The 19,955-nt window shown below is 72.3% G+C and carries 18 protein-coding genes and 1 pseudogene; 11 read left to right on the forward strand and 8 right to left on the reverse strand.

The window, feature by feature from the left end:
• Positions 1-13 precede the first annotated feature (13 nt).
• The 4 genes from DA075_RS16210 to DA075_RS16225 all read left to right on the forward strand — a co-directional run bounded on the left by DA075_RS16210 (position 14) and on the right by DA075_RS16225 (position 7,098).
• Positions 14-1,684 carry a porin gene (locus DA075_RS16210; RefSeq protein WP_099954108.1) on the forward strand — a complete coding sequence of 557 codons (1,671 nt, stop codon included), beginning with the start codon at positions 14-16 and terminating at the stop codon, positions 1,682-1,684.
• A 566-nt stretch (positions 1,685-2,250) separates the two neighbouring features.
• Positions 2,251-3,903: an HlyD family secretion protein gene (locus tag DA075_RS16215; protein ID WP_099954109.1), complete on the forward strand. Its 1,653-nt coding sequence runs from the start codon at positions 2,251-2,253 to the stop codon at positions 3,901-3,903.
• Between the two features lie 62 nt (positions 3,904-3,965).
• Positions 3,966-5,141, forward strand: coding sequence for a hypothetical protein (locus DA075_RS16220; RefSeq protein WP_099956628.1), 1,176 nt, complete (start codon positions 3,966-3,968; stop codon positions 5,139-5,141).
• A 10-nt stretch (positions 5,142-5,151) separates the two neighbouring features.
• Positions 5,152-7,098, forward strand: coding sequence for a glycosyltransferase family 2 protein (locus DA075_RS16225; protein WP_099954110.1), 1,947 nt, complete (start codon positions 5,152-5,154; stop codon positions 7,096-7,098).
• 42 nt (positions 7,099-7,140) lie between these two features.
• Here the strand turns inward: DA075_RS16225 and DA075_RS16230 are convergent, their stop codons facing one another.
• On the reverse strand, positions 7,141-7,542 hold the full coding sequence (locus tag DA075_RS16230) for a nuclear transport factor 2 family protein (protein WP_099954111.1): 402 nt from the start codon (positions 7,540-7,542) through the stop codon (positions 7,141-7,143).
• A 93-nt stretch (positions 7,543-7,635) separates the two neighbouring features.
• Positions 7,636-8,358 (reverse strand): SDR family oxidoreductase, encoded by a 723-nt coding sequence (locus DA075_RS16235; RefSeq protein WP_099954112.1) that lies wholly within the window; start codon positions 8,356-8,358, stop codon positions 7,636-7,638.
• 106 nt (positions 8,359-8,464) lie between these two features.
• On the opposite strand from DA075_RS16235, the gene DA075_RS16240 reads away from it, so the two are divergent.
• On the forward strand, positions 8,465-9,424 hold the full coding sequence (locus DA075_RS16240) for a LysR family transcriptional regulator (RefSeq protein ID WP_099954113.1): 960 nt from the start codon (positions 8,465-8,467) through the stop codon (positions 9,422-9,424).
• Positions 9,425-9,638: 214 nt separating this feature from the next.
• On the opposite strand, the gene DA075_RS16245 is transcribed toward DA075_RS16240, so the two are convergent.
• The 4 genes and pseudogenes from DA075_RS16245 to DA075_RS16260 all read right to left on the reverse strand — a co-directional run bounded on the left by DA075_RS16245 (position 9,639) and on the right by DA075_RS16260 (position 12,406).
• Complete coding sequence (locus tag DA075_RS16245; RefSeq protein WP_099954114.1) at positions 9,639-10,355, reverse strand: MgtC/SapB family protein; 717 nt, start codon at positions 10,353-10,355, stop codon at positions 9,639-9,641.
• A 255-nt stretch (positions 10,356-10,610) separates the two neighbouring features.
• Positions 10,611-11,090 (reverse strand): annotated as a pseudogene (locus DA075_RS16250) (NUDIX hydrolase); the annotation flags it as partial.
• A gap of 320 nt (positions 11,091-11,410) precedes the next feature.
• Positions 11,411-11,872: a MarR family winged helix-turn-helix transcriptional regulator gene (locus tag DA075_RS16255; RefSeq protein WP_099954116.1), complete on the reverse strand. Its 462-nt coding sequence runs from the start codon at positions 11,870-11,872 to the stop codon at positions 11,411-11,413.
• 186 nt (positions 11,873-12,058) lie between these two features.
• Positions 12,059-12,406, reverse strand: a complete 348-nt coding sequence (locus tag DA075_RS16260) for a hypothetical protein (RefSeq protein WP_414468121.1) — start codon at positions 12,404-12,406, stop codon at positions 12,059-12,061.
• Positions 12,407-12,760: 354 nt separating this feature from the next.
• On the opposite strand from DA075_RS16260, the gene DA075_RS16265 reads away from it, so the two are divergent.
• Both DA075_RS16265 and DA075_RS16270 read left to right on the forward strand, forming a co-directional pair.
• Positions 12,761-13,651, forward strand: coding sequence for a C40 family peptidase (locus DA075_RS16265; protein ID WP_099954117.1), 891 nt, complete (start codon positions 12,761-12,763; stop codon positions 13,649-13,651).
• 218 nt (positions 13,652-13,869) lie between these two features.
• Complete coding sequence (locus DA075_RS16270) at positions 13,870-14,457, forward strand: helix-hairpin-helix domain-containing protein (RefSeq protein WP_099954118.1); 588 nt, start codon at positions 13,870-13,872, stop codon at positions 14,455-14,457.
• Positions 14,458-14,517: 60 nt separating this feature from the next.
• Here DA075_RS16270 and DA075_RS16275 read toward each other — a convergent pair whose 3' ends face one another.
• Positions 14,518-15,036 carry a DUF6428 family protein gene (locus DA075_RS16275; protein WP_099956630.1) on the reverse strand — a complete coding sequence of 173 codons (519 nt, stop codon included), beginning with the start codon at positions 15,034-15,036 and terminating at the stop codon, positions 14,518-14,520.
• 60 nt (positions 15,037-15,096) lie between these two features.
• Here DA075_RS16275 and DA075_RS16280 point away from each other — a divergent pair, with 60 nt between their 5' ends.
• The 4 genes from DA075_RS16280 to DA075_RS16295 are packed head-to-tail and all read left to right on the forward strand — an operon-like array spanning position 15,097 to position 18,554.
• Entirely contained in the window at positions 15,097-15,453 is a 357-nt protein-coding gene (locus DA075_RS16280; RefSeq protein ID WP_099954119.1) for an ArsR/SmtB family transcription factor, read from the forward strand.
• Positions 15,450-16,286: an arsenate reductase (glutaredoxin) gene (gene arsC / locus DA075_RS16285; RefSeq protein WP_099954120.1), complete on the forward strand. Its 837-nt coding sequence runs from the start codon at positions 15,450-15,452 to the stop codon at positions 16,284-16,286. Before DA075_RS16280 ends, arsC begins: the two co-directional genes overlap by 4 nt.
• Positions 16,287-16,297: 11 nt before the next feature.
• Positions 16,298-17,365 carry an ACR3 family arsenite efflux transporter gene (gene arsB, locus DA075_RS16290; RefSeq protein WP_099954121.1) on the forward strand — a complete coding sequence of 356 codons (1,068 nt, stop codon included), beginning with the start codon at positions 16,298-16,300 and terminating at the stop codon, positions 17,363-17,365.
• On the forward strand, positions 17,355-18,554 hold the full coding sequence (locus tag DA075_RS16295) for an MFS transporter (RefSeq protein ID WP_099954122.1): 1,200 nt from the start codon (positions 17,355-17,357) through the stop codon (positions 18,552-18,554). The genes arsB and DA075_RS16295 overlap by 11 nt, the downstream gene beginning before the upstream one ends.
• An 87-nt stretch (positions 18,555-18,641) precedes the next feature.
• Here the strand turns inward: DA075_RS16295 and DA075_RS16300 are convergent, their stop codons facing one another.
• The gene (locus DA075_RS16300) at positions 18,642-19,919 is read right to left on the reverse strand and encodes a D-amino acid dehydrogenase (RefSeq protein WP_210206986.1); all 1,278 of its coding nucleotides are present in this window, start codon (positions 19,917-19,919) and stop codon (positions 18,642-18,644) included.
• Positions 19,920-19,955: the final 36 nt, after the last annotated feature.

The following is a 19,955-nucleotide window of genomic DNA, read 5'->3' on the forward strand; positions in this document are numbered from 1 at the left end:
GGGGGAGCAGCGGATGCGGGCGAGCAGGCGGCTTCTCGGGTCGGTGGCCGGGCTCGCCGCCCTGCAGGGGGCCGGGCATGGGGTCATGGCTGCGGACTTGGCCGCGGACTTGGCTGCGGACTTGGCCGCACGCTTGGCCGCGCACCCGCGGACGCCGGTCGAGTATGTCCGGGTCTGCACGACCCACGGCACCGGCTTCTTCGTCGTCCCCGGCACGGACACCTGCCTGCGGGTCTCCGGCCGGGCGCAGTTCCACGCCGGCTACGTCCAGTCCTACAGCCGCTCCGGCGTCAACGGCGATCTCACCAATTACTGGGGCGCCGGCCGCCTCAACCTCGACGCCCGCACCCAGACCGCCTACGGCACCTTACGCGCCTTCGTGCGCGTCGACCTCGTCAGCCGCACCGGCAACTACGTCACCTCGGGCTCGCAGCAGCGCATCGCCCGGGCGTTCCCGGCGCTCGGCGTCGACACGTTCGGCCGCGCGCAGCAATTCGTGAACGTCGACAAGGCCTTCATCCAGTTCGCCGGCCTCACCGCCGGCCGCGCCGCGTCGTTCTACGACTTCTACGCCCATGATTTCGAGATCGCGGCGGCCTCGCTCGGCTCCGACCTGTTCTCCACCAACCTTATTGCCTACACGGCGAAGGTCGCGGACGGCGTCTCGGCGACGCTGTCGATCGAGGACCCGATCTACCGCAAGAACCCGGTCTTCGGGAACGGCATCGCCGGCAACACCGCGAGCCAGTTCCAGATCTTCGCCCCCAGCAACGGCAACTTCGCCCCGCTCGTCGTCACCGACGCCGCCGGCTTGCCGGTGGGCGAGGCGTTCTACGACGTGGCGCAGCGCTCGCGCCTGCCCGACATCGTCGCCGTGCTGCGCTACGACGGGTCGTGGGGCTCGGTGCAGGCCTCGGCCGCCCTGCACGAGATCAACACCGGCAACGCCGCGTCGCTGACGCGCTTTTCCGGCGCGCCGACGGGCGCCGTCGCGACCCCGCGCCCGGCGACGGCTTACGGCTTCGCGGTCCAGGGCGGCCTCAAGCTCAACCTGCCGACGATCGCGGCCGGCGACGCACTCTATCTCCAGGGCGCCTATGGCGACGGCGCGACGCTCTATACCGGCTACGCCAACTACACCGGCAGCTACACCGCGACCGCCTCGCTCGGCCAGGGCACCGCGGTGCCGCAGGATTTCGTCGACGCGGTGCTCGATCCCGTCACCGGCCGCCTCGACCGCTCGACGAGCTGGACGATCCTCGCCTCCTACCTGCACAACTGGAACCCGAACTGGCGCTCGGCGGCCTTCGGCAGCTACGGCGAGATCGCGTTCGGCAAGGCGGCGCGGACCGGCCTCGGCCTCCTCAACTTCGCCGGCATCCCGAACCCGGCCCTGCGGCCCGGGGCCTTCGCGCTCAACGGGACCTTGCGGGACGCCAACCAGCTCGTGGCGGGCCTCAACCTGATCTGGTCGCCCGTGCGCGAGCTCGATATCGGGCTCGAGGGCCTCTACAGCCGCGTCGGGCTCCAGTCCGGCCGCACGATCGATCTCGGCCGCACGCCCGGTGCCGTCGTCGCCGACGTGGTCGACGGCGTGCCGGTCACCGCGACCGGCGCCCCGCTGCGGACGGTGAGCAGCACCGACGTGTTCCAGTTCCGCATGCGGGTCCAGCGCGAGTTCTGACCGCCAGAAGGCCGCGCCGCGCCCCCCGGCGGCAGGCATTATGCCGCATGACCTGCGCCGCCGGACGCCGTTCCGGGCGCCGGATCGGCCCTGCGAGGCCGTCCGGGGCATCGCTCAGCCGCGGCGCGTCCGTCTTCCGGGCACCGCCGCCATATTATCCTGTGTCATTCGCCAAACTCTACCGAAGTCACCTCTGCGGCCGAGCCGGACTACGGGCGACGAAACCGTCCAGTCTTCGTCCCCGGCGCATCTCGGTATGTTTTCCCGACAACTCGCTCGCCCGATTGCAGCCGCATTCTGGTTTTTGCTGCAATGCAGCAAAACCATCGAGACCACGGCGTTGCGCCGTTCCGACTGGTGAAACGGACCACCGCAAAACCGTTCCATCACGGCCGCGTGAAAATCCAGTCGGGCCAGAATCAACTACAAAGGATCAGTTAAAAAATTTGATCCAATTTCGCAGTGCGGTATTTCAAGAACAACCGCATCAACGAGTGACATGGGCCGCCTCCGGGCGGGCCCGTGATCGTGGGTGCACAACCGCAACGCTTCGATCGGAGGTCCCGGTGACCCAGTCGTCTTCCCGCTCGCGCCCGCAGGCGCCGCATCGGCACCGTGGCCTCGTCCGGCTCTCGAGCGTCAGCCTGGCCTCGGTCCTCGCCCTCTTGATCGGGACCTCCGTCCTGCCGCCGCTGGTGGCCGACCAATCGGACCGGGCGGTCGTCAACGCGCCGGTGGCGCTCCTGACCGCGCCGATCGCCGGCGACATCGCGGCGATCCCCGTGAAGGCCGGCGACAGCGTGGAGCCGGGCGCGCTGCTGGCGCGGATCGCCAATCCGCGGGTCGACCGCACGACGGCGATCCAGCTCGACAGCAAGGTGACGGACCTGCGCGAGCGGGCGCTCTCGGCCGAGCGCAAGCGCCTGTCGAACCTCGCCTATCTCGAGAGCCTCGACGGCGCGATCAAGCTCCAGTCGGAGGGCATCGCCCAGATGTTCCGCTCCGAGATCGAGGGCCTGCGGGCCAAGATCGCCTCGGCCCAGGCCTCGGCGGAGGAGAAGAAGGTCCTGATGGACCGGCAGGTCAACATGGTGTCGCGCAACGTCGCCAGCCCCGACATGGTCAAGTCGACCTCGCAGGCCTACGCGGCGGCGCAGCAGGAGCAGAAGGCGGCCGAGGCCAAGCTGTTGCAGAAGACGACCCAGCTCGAGGGCCTGAGCCGCAAGGTCTATGCCGGCGAGGAGCTGAGCGGGCTGGCAGAGATCACCCAGAAGCGCATGGCGATCTTCTACGACGCGCAGCGCCTCGAGATCGAGGAGACCGAGCTGAAGGCGGCGCTCGCCGAGCAGCAGCGGCTGCTCGCGCGCGAGAATACCCGCATGGACAGCCTGTCGGGCACCGAGATCCGTGCGCCCGGCGGCGGCTTCGTGCTCAATGTCGGGGCGAGCGTCGGCCGCCACGTCACCGCCGGCGACAGCCTCGCCGCCCTCGTCGATTGCGAGCAGAGCTTCGTCGTCGCGATCTTCTCCTACCGCCAGGGCCAGAACCTGCAGGTCGGCAGCCGCGTCACGATCGATGGCGGGCCGGCGGGCTCCCAGCCCGGCACGGTGACCGAGATCCTGCCGAAGACCAGCGACAAGGCCGACGCCGCCTACGCGGTGCCGTTCCCGCAGACCGAGCGGCGCGAGCTCTACGTCCTGGTCAAGCCCGATCCGGCCCCGGCCCCGGCTCCGGCCACCGCCAGCAGCGCGCTTCCCGCCAACAGCTGCGGCGTCGGCCGCTGGGTCAGCGTGACCCGCGAGGCCGGCTGGGTGCCCTCGACCTCGATGCTGTGGCGCTCGGTCGGCGACCACGCCGCCAGCCTCGTCACCCAGGCCAGCACCGTCGTGACGGCGGCATTGAAGCCCCTTACCGCCGAGACCGTCATCGCCGCCACCGAGCCGGCCCCCGCCGCTCCGGCCGGGCCCCCGCCGCAGGACCAAGCGAAAACGTCGCCGCAGGCGCCTGCGGTCCCGTCGCCCCAGGTCCTGTCAACCCAGCTCCCGGCGATCGCAGCGCCCGAGACCACGGCCTCGACCGTACCGGCGGCGCGCGCCGCGCCGCAGGCCGCCGGGCCCGGCGCCGAGGCGATGCCGCTGCCGCCCCAGCGCCCCCAGGAATTCGGGCAGGCCCCGGCCGAGCCGAAGCGGGCGCGCCGCGAGCAGCGGGCCGAGCGCTGAGGGCGCGGCGGGTGAAAGCCCTCCTCGCCGCCCTCGCCCTGGCGACCGGCCTCGCGGCGCCGATGAGGGCCCTTCCGGCGCAGGCCGCACCCGCCCTGTGCGGGGCGGTCGGCTCCGCCCTCGACGCGGCGGCGCCCGACGGAGGGCCCGCCTTCGCGGCGAGCTACGGTCCGGGCCCCGGCGAGGCCCAGGTGCCGGCGCCGTTGCGCAACGCGGCCTTCGCGTATGACAACGCCCTGGCGGTGATGGCGCTCACCGCCTGCGGTGACGAGGCCCGCGCCCGCCGGATCGGCGACGCGTTCCTGGCCGCCCTCGCCGCGGACCGCACCTTCGCGGACGGGCGGGTGCGCAACGCCTACCGGGCCGGCCCGGTGACCGCGCGCCCGGTGCTGCTGCCGGGCTGGTGGGACACGGAGCGGAATGGCTGGTCCGAGGACCGCTACCAGGTCGGCAGCGCTACCGGCAACGTCGCCTGGGTCGGCCTCGCGCTGATGACCCTGCACGACGCCACCGGCGAGGCGCGCTACCGGGCCGGCGCCGTCCGGCTCTTGACCTGGATCACCGCCAACGCCGCCGCCGCGGACGGGCGGGGCTTCACCGGCGGCCGCGACGGCTACGACCCCGAGCAGGCGCCGCTGCCCTGGGCCTCGACCGAGCACAACCTCGACGTCGTGGCGCTGGGAACCTGGCTTGGACCCGAGGGTGCCGGAGCGGCGCGCGCCGCCCGCGCCTTCGTCGACGCGGCGTTCGACGCGAAGGCGGGCTGCTTCCGGATGGGGACCGGGCCGGACGGGCGGATGCGCGGCACGGCCGAGATCGCCCTCGACACCCAGCTCTGGCCGCTCCTCGCAGTGGCCGAGCCGCCGGCGTCCTGGCGCCGGGCTCTGCCTTGCGCCGAGGCCCGCCTCGCCGTGACGGGCGGGTTCGACTTCAACGACGACCGCGACGGGCTGTGGGTCGAGGGCACGGCGCAGGCCGCCCTCGCCTATCGGGCCGTCGGCGAAGGCAAGCGCAGCGCGGCGCTGCTGGCCGGCGCGATGCGGGAGCGGGCGCCCTCCGGCCTCCTCTACGCCACCCGCGAGGCGAAGGTGACGACCGGCCTGATGATCGGCCCCGCCAGCACCGGGCCGGACTTCCTGTATTTCCGCCGCCCGCATCTCGGCGCCACGGCCTGGGCCGTGCTGGCGCAGGCGGGCTGGAACCCCTTCGACGGCAAGAGTCTGCCGGCAAACCCTTGAGGTCGCACGCATGTTCAGCACTCCCGGCGACGTCTCGACGGTGCTCGCCCTCAACCTCGCGGTCGCGCTGGCGCTCTACGCCCTGCCGTCCCTGCTGGTGCCGCAGCGCGCCTACGATCGCTGGGTCTTCGGCGGCCTCACGGCGGCGCTCGTCGTCACCTACCTCGCCTGGCGCTGGACCGACACCCTGCCGCCCCTCGAGCTCTCGGCCGAGGCGTTGTGGCCGTACCTGTTCTTCACCTTCGAGGCGGTGGCGATCACCTACACGCTGATGTCGATCGCGATCCTGATGCGCTACAAGGACCGCTCGGCGGAGGCCGATCGGGCGCAAGCCCGCCACGCGGCCGCGGATGACTGGCCGGCGGTCGACGTCTTCATCTGCACCTACAACGAGCCGCTCGACGTGCTCGAGAAGTCGATCCTGCCGGCGCTCGCCATCGACTACCCGCACAAGACCGTGTGGGTGCTCGACGACACGCGGCGCGACTGGCTGCGCGACTACTGCGAGACGGTCGGCGCGCGCTACCTGCGCCGGCCCGACAACAAAGGCGCCAAGGCGGGCAACCTCAATAACGGCCTGCGGGCCACCGCCGCCGAGACCGACGCCCCCCTGATCCTGGTGCTCGACGCCGATTTCGCGCCGCAGGCGGACATCCTCACCCGCATGGTCGGCCTGTTCGACGATCCCCGCGCCGCGGTGGTGCAGTCGCCGCAATTCTTCTTCAATGCCGACCCGATCCAGCACAACCTTTCGGCCTCCGAGAGCTGGGTCGACGACCAGCGCATCTTCTTCGACGTGTTCCAGCCGGCCAAGGACGCCTGGGGCTGCTCGTTCTGCGTCGGCACCTCGTTCCTGGTCCGCCGCGACCGGCTGAACGAGATCGGCGGCTTCCCGGACGCGGCGATCTGCGAGGACCTCAACCTCTCCTGCGGCATGATGCGGGCGGGCTACCGCACCCACTGGCTCAACGAGCGCCTCAGCATGGGCCTCTCGGCCGAGGGCCTGCCGGAATACATCACCCAGCGCACCCGCTGGTGCCTCGGCACGATGCAGGTGGCGCTTTTGCGCTCTGGCCCGCTCTTCGGCTCCGGCTACACCCTGGTCCAGCGGCTGCATTTCATTCACGGCGTGCTGAACTGGCTGTGCAAGCCGTTCATCGTGCTGATGCTGATCGCGCCGTCGATCTACTGGTTCGCCGGGCTGCCGGCCTTCCAGGCCGATTACCTGTCGTTCCTGCGCTTCGGCCTGCCGATGCTGCTCGCGGTCTGGGCCTACAATGGCTGGATCTCGGGCTCGCGCACCCTGCCGCTGTTCATGGAAGTCACCCACACCATGACGGCGTTGCCGATCACCGTGACGCTGGCGGTGGCCGCCGTGAAGCCGTTCGGCCGACCGTTCAAGGTGACCGACAAGGGCGGCGACCGCTCGCGGATGACGGTGCGCTGGCGCCTCGCCGCCTTGTTCGGCGGATTCTCGCTGCTCTCGGCCTTCAGCATCGTCTGGGCCTTCGTGGCGCCGGACGCCGCGACGGAAGTGTCCTCGATGGATTACTTCAACCTGGTCTGGGCCGGCGTCGCCATGGTGCTGACCTTCGTGGCCTTCCTGGTCTGCTTCGAGTACCCGCGCGGGGACCTGCTGTTCCCCTGCGAGCTCGACGCGACGCTTCAGGCCGGCGGCCTGTCGGTGCCCGCCCGGATCACCCATCTGTCGACCGACCGCGCCACCTTCGACCCGGACGTGCCGGTCCCGGACGGCGCGGTGCTCCACCTGCCCGGCATCGGCGCCGTGCCGGCCTCGCCCCTCGGCGAGGGCCTGGTGCGGCTCGAACCGGATTTCGCCCAGCGCCGCGCCCTGGTGCTGATGCTCTACGGCGCGCCACGGGACACGATCGCCCGCCAGGCCCGCCTGTCGGGGGCGATGGCCGGGCTGGTGCGGCGGGGATTCGGGCTGTCGTGAGACCCGAGCGGAACGTCGCGGCCCGGAATCGCCGTGACCGCCTCAGGAGGCCGGTGGGTTGAGCAGCACCCAGAGGCGCGCGATCCTGCCTTCCACGACCTCGGCCACGTCCGCGCCGGTGACCGCGACCGGACCGCCCTCCGGGCCGGCCTGCCACGGCAGCCACGCCAGGCCGTGGTGGCCGACGGCCGGGCCGACGGGCGTGAACCGGAAGGTGGGTCCGAATTGCGCCAGCAGCGTGCCGGCGACCGCCGCGATGGCGCTCCGTCCGGCGACGACGTTGGTCGGCTCGAACATGACCGGCTCGGCCACGAAAAGCTCGTCCAACGCCGCCGCCCGCTTGCCGGGGTCGCGCTCGTTGAAGACGCGCTCCAGGTTGGCGCGCAGCAGCCGGTCGTAGTCGGGGTCCGGCGCCGGCCCGTCGGTCTGCGTGGTCTCGGACATCGGATCGTCCTCCTTCCAGGGTGGGACTCGTGAGACGGAATGCAGGGGCAGCGTGCGGCTGGTCCCGAAGGACCGCGCCGGGGATGCGGGCGATCAGACGAGGCGGGCGCCGCCATCGACGTGCAGGGTCTCGCCGTTCATGAAGCCGTTGCTCATCAGGAAGACGACCGCCGCGCCGGCCTCCTCGGCCGTGCCGAGGCGCCGCAGCGGCAGTGTTTCGGTGAGCGCAGCGACATAGGCGTCGCGGTGGGCGCCGAGCGTGCGGGCGAGCAGCGGGGTGTCGGTGGTGCCCGGCGACAGGGTGTTCACCCGCACAGGTGCCAGTTCGAGCGCGAGGCCGCGGGCCAAGGCCTCCATCGCGGCCGAGGCGGCGGCCAGCACGGCGGTGCCCTGGGCGCTGGGGCGATCCGCCAGGGCGCCGGAGATGAAGGTGACCGATCCGTCCTCGGCCAGCCGGTCGCCGAGGGCGCGAAGGGCGTGGATCGCAGCCCAGATCCGCTCGTCGAAGGCCCGTTTCAGGTGGTCGACCTCGGCGTCGCGGATCTTGCCGGCCACGAAGGTGCCGGCGAGCAGGACGAGGTGGTCGACATGGGGGATGTCGGCCAGCGCCGCCGCGATGGTCTCGGGCCGGGTCACGTCGGCGGCGCGCCAGCCGGCAAACCCGTTCTCGGCCGCGACGCGCTCGGCGCCCTCGGCGTCGAGGCCGACCACGATGACCGCGGCCCCGGCCGTCCTGGCCTGCCGGGCAGCCGCGAGGCCGATGCCCGAGGTGCCGCCGAACACGACCGCGATGCGGTCCTGGAGGGTGCTGCTCACGACGACGGTCCTTCTCGCGGGCGCTCGTGCCGCGCCGGTGAGGAGGAGAATGGCGCCTGACCTGGACCTTGATAATCGGGCCGGCCCTCGCTTCAATCATGCCGTCATGGAACAGATCGGCCTCGACCGCCTCACCGGCCTCATCGCGTTCGCGCGGGCCGCCTCGCTCGGCAGCTACACGGCCGCGGCCCGTTCGCTCGGCCTCACGCCCTCGGCGGTGAGCAAGAGCGTGCAGCGCCTGGAGGGACGGCTGGGCTTGAGCCTGTTCACCCGGACCACGCGCTCGCTCACCCTGACGCCGGAGGGCCGCGACCTGCACGAGCGGGCCTTGCGCCTCCTGCGCGAGGCCGAGGCGATCGAGCAGGCCGCCGTCGCGGCGCGCTCCGAGCCGGCCGGAACCCTGAAGGTGACGGCGCCGCTCCCGGTCGGCCTGCACCTGCTCGCGCCGGCGCTGCCGCGGTTCCGCGCCCGCCACCCGCGGCTGACGATCGACCTGCGCCTGGGCGACCGCATGACGGACCTGATCGAGGAGGGCATCGACGTCGCGATCCGGGTGGGCGACCTCTCGGATTCGCGACTGATTTCCCGCCGCCTCGCGCCGCACCGGGTCTGCGCCTTCGCCGCGCCGGCCTATCTGGAGCGGCGCGGCGTGCCGCGGCATCCGGACGATCTCGTCCACCACGATTGCGTGAATTTCCGCTTCCAGAGCACCGGCCAGGCCCTGCGCTGGCCGTTCCGGGTGGGCGGCCGCACGATCGAACTCACGCCGGATGCAGGCATCGTCACCGATTTCAGCGATGCCGTCGCGGCGGTGCTGGTCGCCGGCGGCGGCATCGGCATCTCGCCGACCTACATTGCCGCGCCGCATGTCGCGCAGGGCGTGCTGGTGCCGGTCCTGAAAAATTTTTCCGTCGAGCGGTCCGCCTTCACGGCGCTCTGGCCGGAGAGCCGACGGGGCAGCCCGAACGTGAAGGCCTTCCTCGCCTTCCTCGACGAGATTTTTGCTTCGCCGGCCCCGTGGGACCGGGTGATCGGGGATGGGATGCCCGCCTCACCCGCCGGTTGAGCGCGGAGCCCCGTCCCTGGGCCCCCGGTCCGGGACGGTGGACGAGGCGGGAAACCGGCGCGCGCACGATCACGCGGAGTGAGCGTCGGCCACCCGTCATACCATCGCGCTTTCGCATCGACGCGTCGATGCGAAAGGTCCGGCGCATCAGCGCCGGCGCCCATTCGGGCTGAGCCAGCGCCTTCGAACGAGTGCGTTCGAAGGCGCTGCGGTATCAATCCGTCGTCCGCACCGTCCAGGTCGCCCGGCGGATGCCCTCGGCGGCGCCGAGCCGGGCGATCACCGCGTCGATCTCCTCCGGCTCGATCGACGTGCTGACCAGGGTGGCGACCACCTCGACGTCGTCCTCGCCGCGTTCCTCGACATCGACCTCGCTCACCGGGTAATGGGCCGCCTCCAGGCGCTCGACCAGGAGGTCGCGCACCTCCGAGAGCCGGTCGGTGTCGGTGGTGGCGCGGACCTCGTAGGTCGCTTCCGCGTCGCGCTCGTCGATCGGGATGCGGTTGATGGCGTTGACGAGGGGCCGCAGCAGCGTGTTGCCGGCGAGGACCGCGGCGGTGACGAGGGTGGCTTCCGCCGCCAGATCGACGCCCGACAGGGCGCCGACGGCCGCCGAGCACCAGAGCGTCGCGGCGGTGTTGAGGCCGCGGACGTTCATGCCCTCCTTCATGATCACGCCGGCCCCCAGGAAGCCGACGCCCGAGACCACGTAGGCGACGATGCGGATCGCGCCGTCGGCGTGGCCGATGCGCATGCCGAGATCGGCGAAGGCCGCCGCCCCCACCGCCACCAGCACGTTGGTGCGCAGGCCCGCGGTCCGCTGCCGGTACTGGCGCTCCGCCCCGATCAGGGTGCCGAGCACGAAGGCGCAGAGGAGGCTCAAGGCCGAGTTCAGGAATTCGCCGGGCTGGAAGGCCTGGATGATCGCCATCGCGTCGCGCCGCTCGTGAGGGAAGGCGCGGGCCGTGGCAGCCCGCGCCGAAACCCCGAGCCTATAGCGGGGCCGTGTGACGGCCGGATAGCGGAGGAGTCAGGGCACGGCCTTGGATGCCGGGTTCTTCGACGCGGGATTTTTGGACGCAGGACTCTTCGAGGCAGGATTTTTGGCGTCGGGCGCCTTGGAGTCGGGCGCCTTGGGATCCGGAGCCTTGGGATCCGGAGCCTTGCCCACCTTCGCCTTGGCTTTGCGGGCCTTCGCGCCCTCGGCCCCGGCGGCGCGGATCAGGGCGGCGAGCCCGGCCTCCGTCACCGCTTCGGCCGCCTCCGGCACGCTGAACCAGCGGCACTCGCGCTCGTGCTGCTCGGGCCAGGTCTTGAGCTGCTTGCGCACCTCCAGGCGGAAGACCTGGACCTGGCACAGCACCGCGTCGCGGCTCTTCAGGCGCTTGTGGTAGAAATAGCTGCCGAGGGCCCGCCGGCCGACCCGGCCGATCAGGCCCGCCTCCTCGTAGGCCTCGCGGGCGGCGGCCTCGTAGTTCTTCAGGCCCTTCATCGGCCAGCCCTTGGGCAGCACCCAGCGCCGGGTCTCCCGGGAGGTGATGAGCATGACCTGGAGGCTGCCGCCCGGCCCGGGCCGGACCGGCAGCACGGCGACCTGCCGGCGCGGCTCGCCGCCCCGCTCCGACCAGCCGGTCAGGAGACCCGCCAGGGACCTCAGGCTCTTCATGATCCGGCGCGGTCCGCGGCGGAACGGCAGAGGGCGCGGCTCGGGCGAAGCTCGGGGCAGGTCACGGATGTCACGTCGCGGCGCACTCGCTGGTCCGGTCCCGAGCACCGTGCCCGAGATCATCCCCTGGGAGAAATCCCTTGTGCAAAGCTCTCTTGCGAGAGGTCTTCTGCCTCGGGAAAGATCCTTCGGGCACGCTCCGCGGTCCGGACTCCCTCGCGGCGGACGACGCACCTCTCCCGTCCCTTTAAGCGGGGTGGGCCGTGGCACTCAAGCGCGATTTGTTAACCGGCAAACAACTTCCACGCCGGCTGCCGCCGTCAGGCCTCGCTGCCGAGGGTGGCGATGAGCGCGTCGAGGCGCCCGCGCAGCTCCGCGATCTCGCCCTCGGACATCTTCAGGGTGTCGACCACGGAGCGGCGCACCGCGACCGCCTCGTCCTGCAGGGCCTGGCCCTCCTCGGTCAGGCTGATCTCGACCTCGCGCTCGTCGGCCTGCCGCCGGGTGCGGCGCACGAAGCCGGCGGCCTCGAGCCGCTTGAGCACCGGGGTCAGCGTGCCGGAATCGAGGCGCAGGCGGCGGCCGATATCGGAGACCGTCAGCCCGTCATGCTCCCACAGCACGATCAGCACGAGGTACTGCGGATAGGTGAGGCCCAGCCGCTCGAGCAGGGGCCGGTAGCACTTCGTCATGCGGTGGGAGGCCGCGTAGAGCGCATAGCAGAGCTGGTTGTCGAGCCGCAGCGCTTCCACACCTGACGGGACAGGCTTGAGAGAGTTCATATGCACACCATACCGACGGCACCCGGGCGCCGCCCTCGCCGCAGGATCCTCATGCCGCCAGCCTAGCACGCCGGGCGGACCACCGAAATCCAGGCGGATGCGTTCGATGGTGAACGATCATCTCTCGGATAGGGATCTATCCGCAACAGCATAAGATGGGCGACTGGATCGCGGCCGTCCGAAACCTCAGCGCCGGCCGTCGAGCGGCGGGCGGGTGCGGCGCTCGACCAGGGGCCGGCCGGCCCGGCGCTCGACGATCACCGTGCGCGGGCCGCGCAGGCCGCTGCCGGTGCTGATGATCCGCTCCGGCGCGCGCTCGGTCCTCGGCTTGGCCGCCTGGACCTGGGCCGCCTGGAGCACGTGCGGGCGCACCTCCTCGGGGGGCAGGCCGATCAGGCCAGCGGCGATCTCGACCTGCTGCTCGATGTCGTCGGCGAGATCCTGCGCAGCGGCCACCGCCTCGGAGACGGTGGGGGGCTCCTTGCGCACCCGGATCGGCGGCAGGTTGCGGGGCTTGTCGGTCGGCTTCTTCACGGGGCGGCTCATCATCATGAGGCTGAGCATAGCGCAGGCGCCGCGATTGTTGCAGTGCAACACGCGCATGTCCAACCCGGCACCGCTGGAATGGTTGCGCCGGCCTCACGGTTAGGACCCGCTCGCGGAAAGGAAATCCGGCACATTCTGACGTTACGGCATGAGGTCGGGCATAAGGTCGCACCACGAGGCAGCGGCCGCCCCGACACGGGCCCGGCCGGCCTCGACGGCCTGCTTGCCTGGATCAGGCCGGCCCGACGGCCGGCTTGCCAGGACCGGTCGGCTTGCCTGAATCAGGCCGGCCCGGACGGCCGGCTTGCCCGGACCCGGCGGGCCTGAGACAGTGGCGCGGTCATGACCGATCTCCCCCGCCTCGACCCGCGCCTGACCCCCGCCCGGCCCGACCTCGCCGACGAGCGCCTGCGCGGCCGTGTCGAGGCGGCGCGCTACGTCCCCGGCCGGCCGTGCCGGATCGCCCGGCCCGTCGCGCCCCTGCGACGCGCGCCCGATCCGGCCGCCGCCCTCGACAGCGAGGCCCTGCTCGGCGAGGCCGCCACGGTCTACGACGTGCGCGACGGCTGGGCCTTCGCGCAGCTCGCGGCCGACGGCTATGTCGGCTACCTCCCGGCCGAGGCGCTCGGCCCCGTCGATCCGGCCCCGACGCACCGGGTCTCGGCCTTGCGCACCTTCCTCTACCCCGCCGCCGACCTGAAGCGCCCGGTCCTCGGCGCGCTCAGCCTCGGCGCCCGGGTGGCGGTGGCGGCCCGGGAGGGCGCCTATGCGCGCCTCGCCGACGGGCGCTTCGTCTGGGCCGGGCACCTCGCGCCCGTCGAGGCGATCGAGCCGGACGTCGCCGCGACGGCCCTGCGCTTCCTCGGGACGCCGTATCTCTGGGGCGGGCGCAGCAGCCTCGGGCTCGACTGCTCCGGGCTGGTGCAGACGGCGCTCGCCGCGGCCGGCATCCCCGCCCCCCGCGACAGCGACCAGCAGGAGGCCGCCCTCGGCGGGGCGGTGGCGCTCTCCCCCGATCTCGCCGGCCTGCGGCGGGGCGACCTCGTGTTCTGGCGCGGCCATGTCGGGATGATGTTGGACGAGACCCGCCTGATCCACGCCAACGGGCATCACATGGCGGTGGCGGTCGAGCCCCTGGCCGAGGCCGAGGCGCGCATCCGCGCCGGCTGGACCGGACCGGGCACGGGGGACGGGGCGATCCGCACGATCCGGCGCCTGAAGCCCGCCGCCTGACGATGCTCCCCGGCGGTTCGGCGCGAGGACAGTTCCGATAACCCTGCGGCAATCCTGCCCTGTGGGACGGGGATTCCGCGCGCAAATCCGTGGACATCTGGCAGGATCTTGGCGGTGCGCGACCGGTCGTGCCTCGCGCCGGCCATAACCCGCGGTAGAATGCGCATGACGGCCGCCGCCGGCGGCCCCGTCTCGAACCCTGAGGACACAAGCCCGCGATGCTGACCGGTTCGGCCATCACCCGCGCCCTCGTCATCGTCGTGCTGGCGGCGGGCCTCGCCGGGCTGTGGCAGTTCCTGATGCCGCGGGCCACCGGGCCCAACCTGTCGGAGCCGCCCAAGCGCACCGAGGCCGGCCGCAGCGTGGCGCCGCCCGCGCCGACGAGCGAGACCGGGGACCAGGTGCGCTCGGTCTATCCGGGCCCGCGCCCGGCCGATCCGCCGGCGTCGCGCGCAGCGCCGGTGGCGGAGGCGCCTCCCGTCACGAGCCCCGCCCCGGTGCCGGCTCCGGCGCCAGCGCCGGCACCGGTCCCGACGCCCTCCCCTCCCCCGGTCTTCAGCCCGCCGGCCTTCACCCCGCCGGTCGAGACGACAGAGCCCGCCGAGCCACCCGCGCAGCCCACGGCCGGCACCGTCGACCTCAACACCGCGAGCCTCGCGGAGCTGAACGGCCTGCGCGGCGGCGGCATGATCGGCAAGGCGATCATCGCCAAGCGGCCCTATGCCTCGCCGGGCGACCTCCTGTCGAAGCGGGTGCTGAGCCGGGCGACCTACGAGAGGATCAAGGATCAGATCACGGTGCGGTAGGGCGCGATCGGGCCGATCGGCCCCGCCTCTCCGCGTCGGCCTGGGGCCGCGAACAGCCGTTCAGCCGCAGCAAGGCTGCTTGCTGGTCGAGGGGCCGCAGCAGGCGCTCGCCTTCTGCTCCTCGAGCCAGCGGTCGCGCGGCTTGCAGCTCGCCGCACGCGGTGACAGGTCGACGGCCAGCCTCCCCTCCGCCATCCGCGGGTGGCCGGCGCAGTGGAGCTGCATCGGAGCCACCCCGTCGCTCACCTCGAAGGTCAGGCGGGCGCTCAGGTCCAGGCCGACATGCTCGGACACCTTGCGGATGATCGCGGCGAACTTGCCCGCGTTCATATGCGTGCGGTCGCCGTCGATCACGTCCCAGAGCTGCACGAAGATCTCCGACCAGGCCTCGGGATTGCCGCCGCAATCGAGGGCGGCGAACTGCCCGGCCTTCACCTCGGTGACGTGGTAGCCGGGGCGGATCGTCCGGCCCTCGTACGAGAACACCAGGGGCGCGGCCGTCTGGGCGTCGCAGGCGGCCAGCAGCGTGCCGAGCGAAACATCCTCGACGGCGACCGGCGGCGGCAGGGTCGCGTCCATCTTGGCAACGTCGAGCATCTTTGCTACCTCATATTTCGATAATTTTAGGATTGTCGAAGCATGGACGAACGTCAAGCCCTCCTGGCCTTCGCGGCCCTGGCGCAGGAAACCCGTCTGCGCCTCCTGCGCCATCTCGTGACCGCCGGCCCGGAGGGGGTGGCGGCCGGCACGCTCGCGAGCGAGGCCGGCGTGTCCGCCTCCAACGTGTCGTTCCACCTGAAGGAGCTGGAACAGGCCGGCCTCGTCGCCTCGCGGCGGGAGGGGCGCTCGATCATCTACAAGGCCGCCTATCCGGCGTTGTCCGGCCTGATCGCCTTCCTGTTGAAGGATTGCTGCCAGGGGCGGCCGGAGGTCTGCACGCCGGCGGTCACGGCCCTCACGTCCGGCTGCGGCACCCAGGCAGGAGCCTGCGCGTGACGGTCACCCTCTACCACAACCCGGATTGCGGCACCTCGCGCAGCACCCTCGCGCTCCTGCGGGCCTGCGGCGTCGAGCCGGCGGTCATCGAGTACCTTCGCACGCCGCCCTCCACGCCGGAGCTGGTCGCCCTGCTCGACCGCATGGGCGTGCCGGTGCGCGAGATCCTCCGCCAGAAGGACACGCCCTACGCGGCCATGGGCCTGGGCGATCCGGCCAGGACCGACGCCGCGCTGCACGCCGCGATCCAGGCGCACCCGATCCTGCTCAACCGACCGATCGTGGTCACGGCGGCGGGTGCGAAGCTCTGCCGTCCCTCGGAGGTGGTGCTGGACCTCCTCCCGGGACGGCGGCCCGCCATGGCCGCGGCCCGCGACGACGGCACGGCCTTTCTCCGGGACCATCGGGCCCGCGGCGACGACCCCGACCTGGTGGAGGCCCTGGCGGCGGCCGGCCTGCCCACGGCCGACCTCACCGATCCCGGCCGCATCGTCTTCCGCTACACCACGCTCGACCGCCAGGACGTCGGCTGGGGCGGGTTCGAGCGCTACGGCGCCGACGTGCTGCTGCGCTCCATGATGGTGATGCCCTGGTGTCGCCGGCAGGGCGGCGGGCGCAACCTGGCCGCCCTGCTGATGCGGCGGGCCTACGATCAGGGCGCACGCCAGGCCTACGCGCTGACCGGTGGCCCGGAAGCCCGCGCCTTCTTCGAACGGCTGGGCTTCTCGGCCTGCGACCGCGCGGCGGCCCCGGCCGCCATCCGGACCACGCGCCAGGCGAGCGGGCTGTGCCCGGCCTCGGCCACGCTGCTGACCAAGCGCATCACCTTCTGAAAGCCCGGCCCATGTCCACCTTCGAGCGCTACTTGACCCTGTGGGTCGCCCTCTGCATCGTCGCCGGCGTCGCGCTCGGCCATGCGATGCCGGGATTCTTCCACCTGGTCGGCGCGGCCGAGATCGCCAAGGTCAACCTGCCGGTGGCTGTGCTGATCTGGCTGATGGTCGTCCCGATGCTGCTCAGGATCGATTTCGCCGCGCTCGGCCAGGTCGGCCGGCACTGGCGCGGGATCGGGATCACCCTCCTGGTCAACTGGGCGGTCAAGCCGTTCTCGATGGCGCTGCTCGGCTGGCTGTTCGTCGGCTGGCTGTTCAAGCCCCTCCTGCCGGCGGACCAGATCGACAGCTACATCGCCGGCCTCATCATCCTGGCCGCCGCGCCCTGCACCGCCATGGTGTTCGTCTGGTCGAACCTGACCCGGGGCGAGCCGCATTTCACGCTGAGCCAGGTCGCGCTCAACGACAGCATCATGGTGGTGGCCTTCGCCCCCATCGTCGGCCTGCTGCTCGGCCTGTCCTCGATCACCGTCCCGTGGTCCACCCTGGTGCTCTCGGTGGTGCTCTACATCGTCGTTCCGGTGATCGTGGCGCAACTCGTGCGGCGCAGCCTGTTGGCCTCCGGCGGGCAGGCGGCCCTCGACCGGCTGCTGAACACCCTCGGCCCGGTCTCGCTCGTCGCCCTGCTCGCCACGCTGGTGCTGCTGTTCGGCTTCCAGGGCGAGCAGATCCTGGCGCAGCCGCTGATCATCGCCCTCCTGGCCGTGCCGATCCTCATCCAGGTCTACCTCAATGCCGGGCTGGCCTACCTGCTCAACCGCCTGGCCGGGGAACAGCACTGCGTCGCCGGCCCCTCGGCGCTGATCGGGGCCAGCAACTTCTTCGAGCTGGCGGTGGCCGCGGCGATCAGCCTGTTCGGCTTCCACTCGGGCGCGGCCCTCGCCACGGTCGTGGGCGTGCTGATCGAGGTCCCGGTGATGCTGACGGTGGTGTGGATCGTGAACCGCAGCCAGGGCTGGTACGAACGCGGCGCCCTGCGCAGGGGCGCGGCGCTCGAGCCCGCCTCCCGTGACGCCTGAGCCGGGCGGGCGCAGCCGCCTCGCCGTCGTCTCCGCCCTGGGCGTCGTCGAGATCCTCGCCTGGGGCTCGTCCTTCTACCTGCCGGCGATCCTCGCCGGCCCGGTCGCGGACAGCACCGGGTGGCCGCTCGCCGGGATCGTCGGCGGCCTGACCCTCGGCCTCCTGGTCGCCGCCTTCGCCTCGCCGCATGTCGGCGCGGCGATCCAGCGCCATGGCGGCCGGCCGGTCCTCGCCCTGGCGGCTTGCCTGCTGGCGGCCGGCCTCGTCACCCTGGCGCTCGCGCCTGTCCTGCCGGTCTACCTGGCCGGCTGGCTGCTCCTCGGCCTCGGCATGGCCTGCGGCCTCTACGACCCCGCCTTCGCCACGCTCGCCCGCCTCTACGGCGCGGCGGCGCGGCCGGCGATCACCACGCTGACCCTGTGGGGCGGGTTCGCCAGCACGGTATGCTGGCCGCTCTCGGCCTTCCTGGTCGCGCAGACCGGGTGGCGGGGCGCGTGCCTCGCCTATGCCGCCCTGCATCTGCTGGTCACGCTGCCGCTGGCACTCCTCTTCGTCCCGCCCGCCCCGGCACTAGCGACGACGACCGACGCCCATCGGGCGGACAGGCCGCTCTCGGCGCGCGAGCGGCGGGTGTTCCTGCTGTTCGCCGGGGTGCTGGTGCTCGGGGGGGCGATCATGTCCCTGGTGTCGGTGCACCTCATCGCCCTGCTGCAGACGCGCGGCGTCGCCCTCGCCTCGGCGGTGTCCTACGGGGCGCTGATCGGGCCGGCGCAGGTCGGCGCGCGGATCGTGGAGATGGCGCTCAAGGGCCGCCACCACCCGCTCTGGACGCTGACGGCGGCCTTCGGCCTGGTCGCCCTCGGCCTCGCGCTGCTCGCCGGCGGCGTGCCCGGCCCCGGGCTCTGGCTGGTGCTCTATGGCGGCGGCAACGGGATCTATTCGATCGCCCGGGGCACGGTGCCGCTGGCCCTGTTCGGCCCGGACCGTTACCCGCTGCTCGCCGGCCGCCTGGCGCGGCCGGGGCTGATCGCCCAGGCCCTGGCCCCGCCGGCCGGGGCGTTCGTGCTCACCCAGGCCGGCGCCGGCCCGTTATGGGGGCTGCTGCTCGCCTGCGCCCTCGTCAATCTCGGCCTGATCGGGGCGCTGTGGCGGACCCGATCGCCCTCGACCGCACCGCTCGGCGCGTGACGTTCCGGCCGGGCCGCCGGGATCACGCCCCGGAGTCTCGGCCCCCGGCGCACCGCACCAGGGGCCGGACCGACGAGGACCCGCCGGTCACGCCGCCATCGGCGCCGGGATCTCGGTCTCGCGCTCGGTCACCAGGTCGGCGGCGATGCGGCCGGAGCCCGCCGCCATGGTCCAGCCCAGCGTGCCGTGGCCGGTATTGAGCACCAGGCCGCGGATCCGGGTGCGGCCGAGATAGGGCACGTTCGAGGGCGTGGTCGGGCGCAGGCCGCTCCAGGCGGTGGCGGCGGAAAAATTGCCGGCATTCGGGAAGGTGCGCCGGGCGTTCTCCAGGATCGCCGCGACCCGCTCTGCGTCGAGGTGGCGGGTATAGCCCGACAATTCGGCGGTGCCGGCGACCCGCAGGTGGGTGCCGAGGTTCGAATAGACCAGCTTGTACTCGTCGTCGGTGAGGCTGACCTGCGGCGCACCGTTATGGCCCTCGATCGGGATCGAGACCGAGTAGCCCTTGGCCGGGTAGATCGCGAGGTTCACGCCGTAGCGGCGCAGGAACGGCGCCGACCACGCGCCGAGCGAGACGACGACGTTCGGGGCGGTGAGCCGCTGGTGCCCGCCCGCCACCATCGCCTCGACGCCGGTGATGCGATCGCCGTTGGCTGAGAGCAGCAGGCGCGTCGCCTCGGACCCGTACAGGAAGGTCGCGCCCATCGCGGCGGTGCGGGCGGCGAGCGCCTGGGTGAAGGCGCGGGCGTCGCCGCTCTCGTCCTCGGCGGTGTAGGTGGCGCCGACCACGTCGTCGATGGCGTGGGCGAAGGCCGGCTCGAGGGCCAGCACCTCGTCGCGCGAGACCACCCGGCGCTCGCAGCCGTGCTGGCGCATCAGCTCGGCGACGGGCTTGGCCGCCTCGAACTCCTTGGCGTCACGGTAGAAATGCAGGATGCCGAGGGTCTTCTCGGCGTAGGCCAGGTTCTCGGCGGCGCGGATCTCCTGGAGCTTCGCCCGGCTATAGGCGCCGAGCCGCACGATCTCGACGGTGTTGCGGCGCGCCCGCTCCGGGGTGCAGTTGCGCAGGAAGCCGGCGATCCACGACCATTGATGCCGGTCGAGGCGGGGCGTGAACAGCAGCGGCGCCTTCGCGTCGAACAGCCACTTCATCACCTTGAGGGGGGCGCTCGGATTCGCCCAGGGCTCGGCGTGGCTCACCGAGATCTGGCCGCCATTGGCGTAGCTGGTCTCGAGCCCCGCCCCGCCCTGGCGGTCGATCACGCAGACCGACAGGCCGGCACGCGCCGCCCAGTAGGCAGTGGCGGTGCCGACGACGCCGGCGCCGAGCACGATGAGATCGAAGGAGGTCTGTTGTCCCGACACGCGTTCCATCCTTCCCGCCGGTTCAGGGCAGGTCGC

The sequence above is a fragment of the Methylobacterium currus genome (genome assembly GCF_003058325.1).
GTDB classification, from domain to species: Bacteria; Pseudomonadota; Alphaproteobacteria; order Rhizobiales; family Beijerinckiaceae; genus Methylobacterium; species Methylobacterium currus.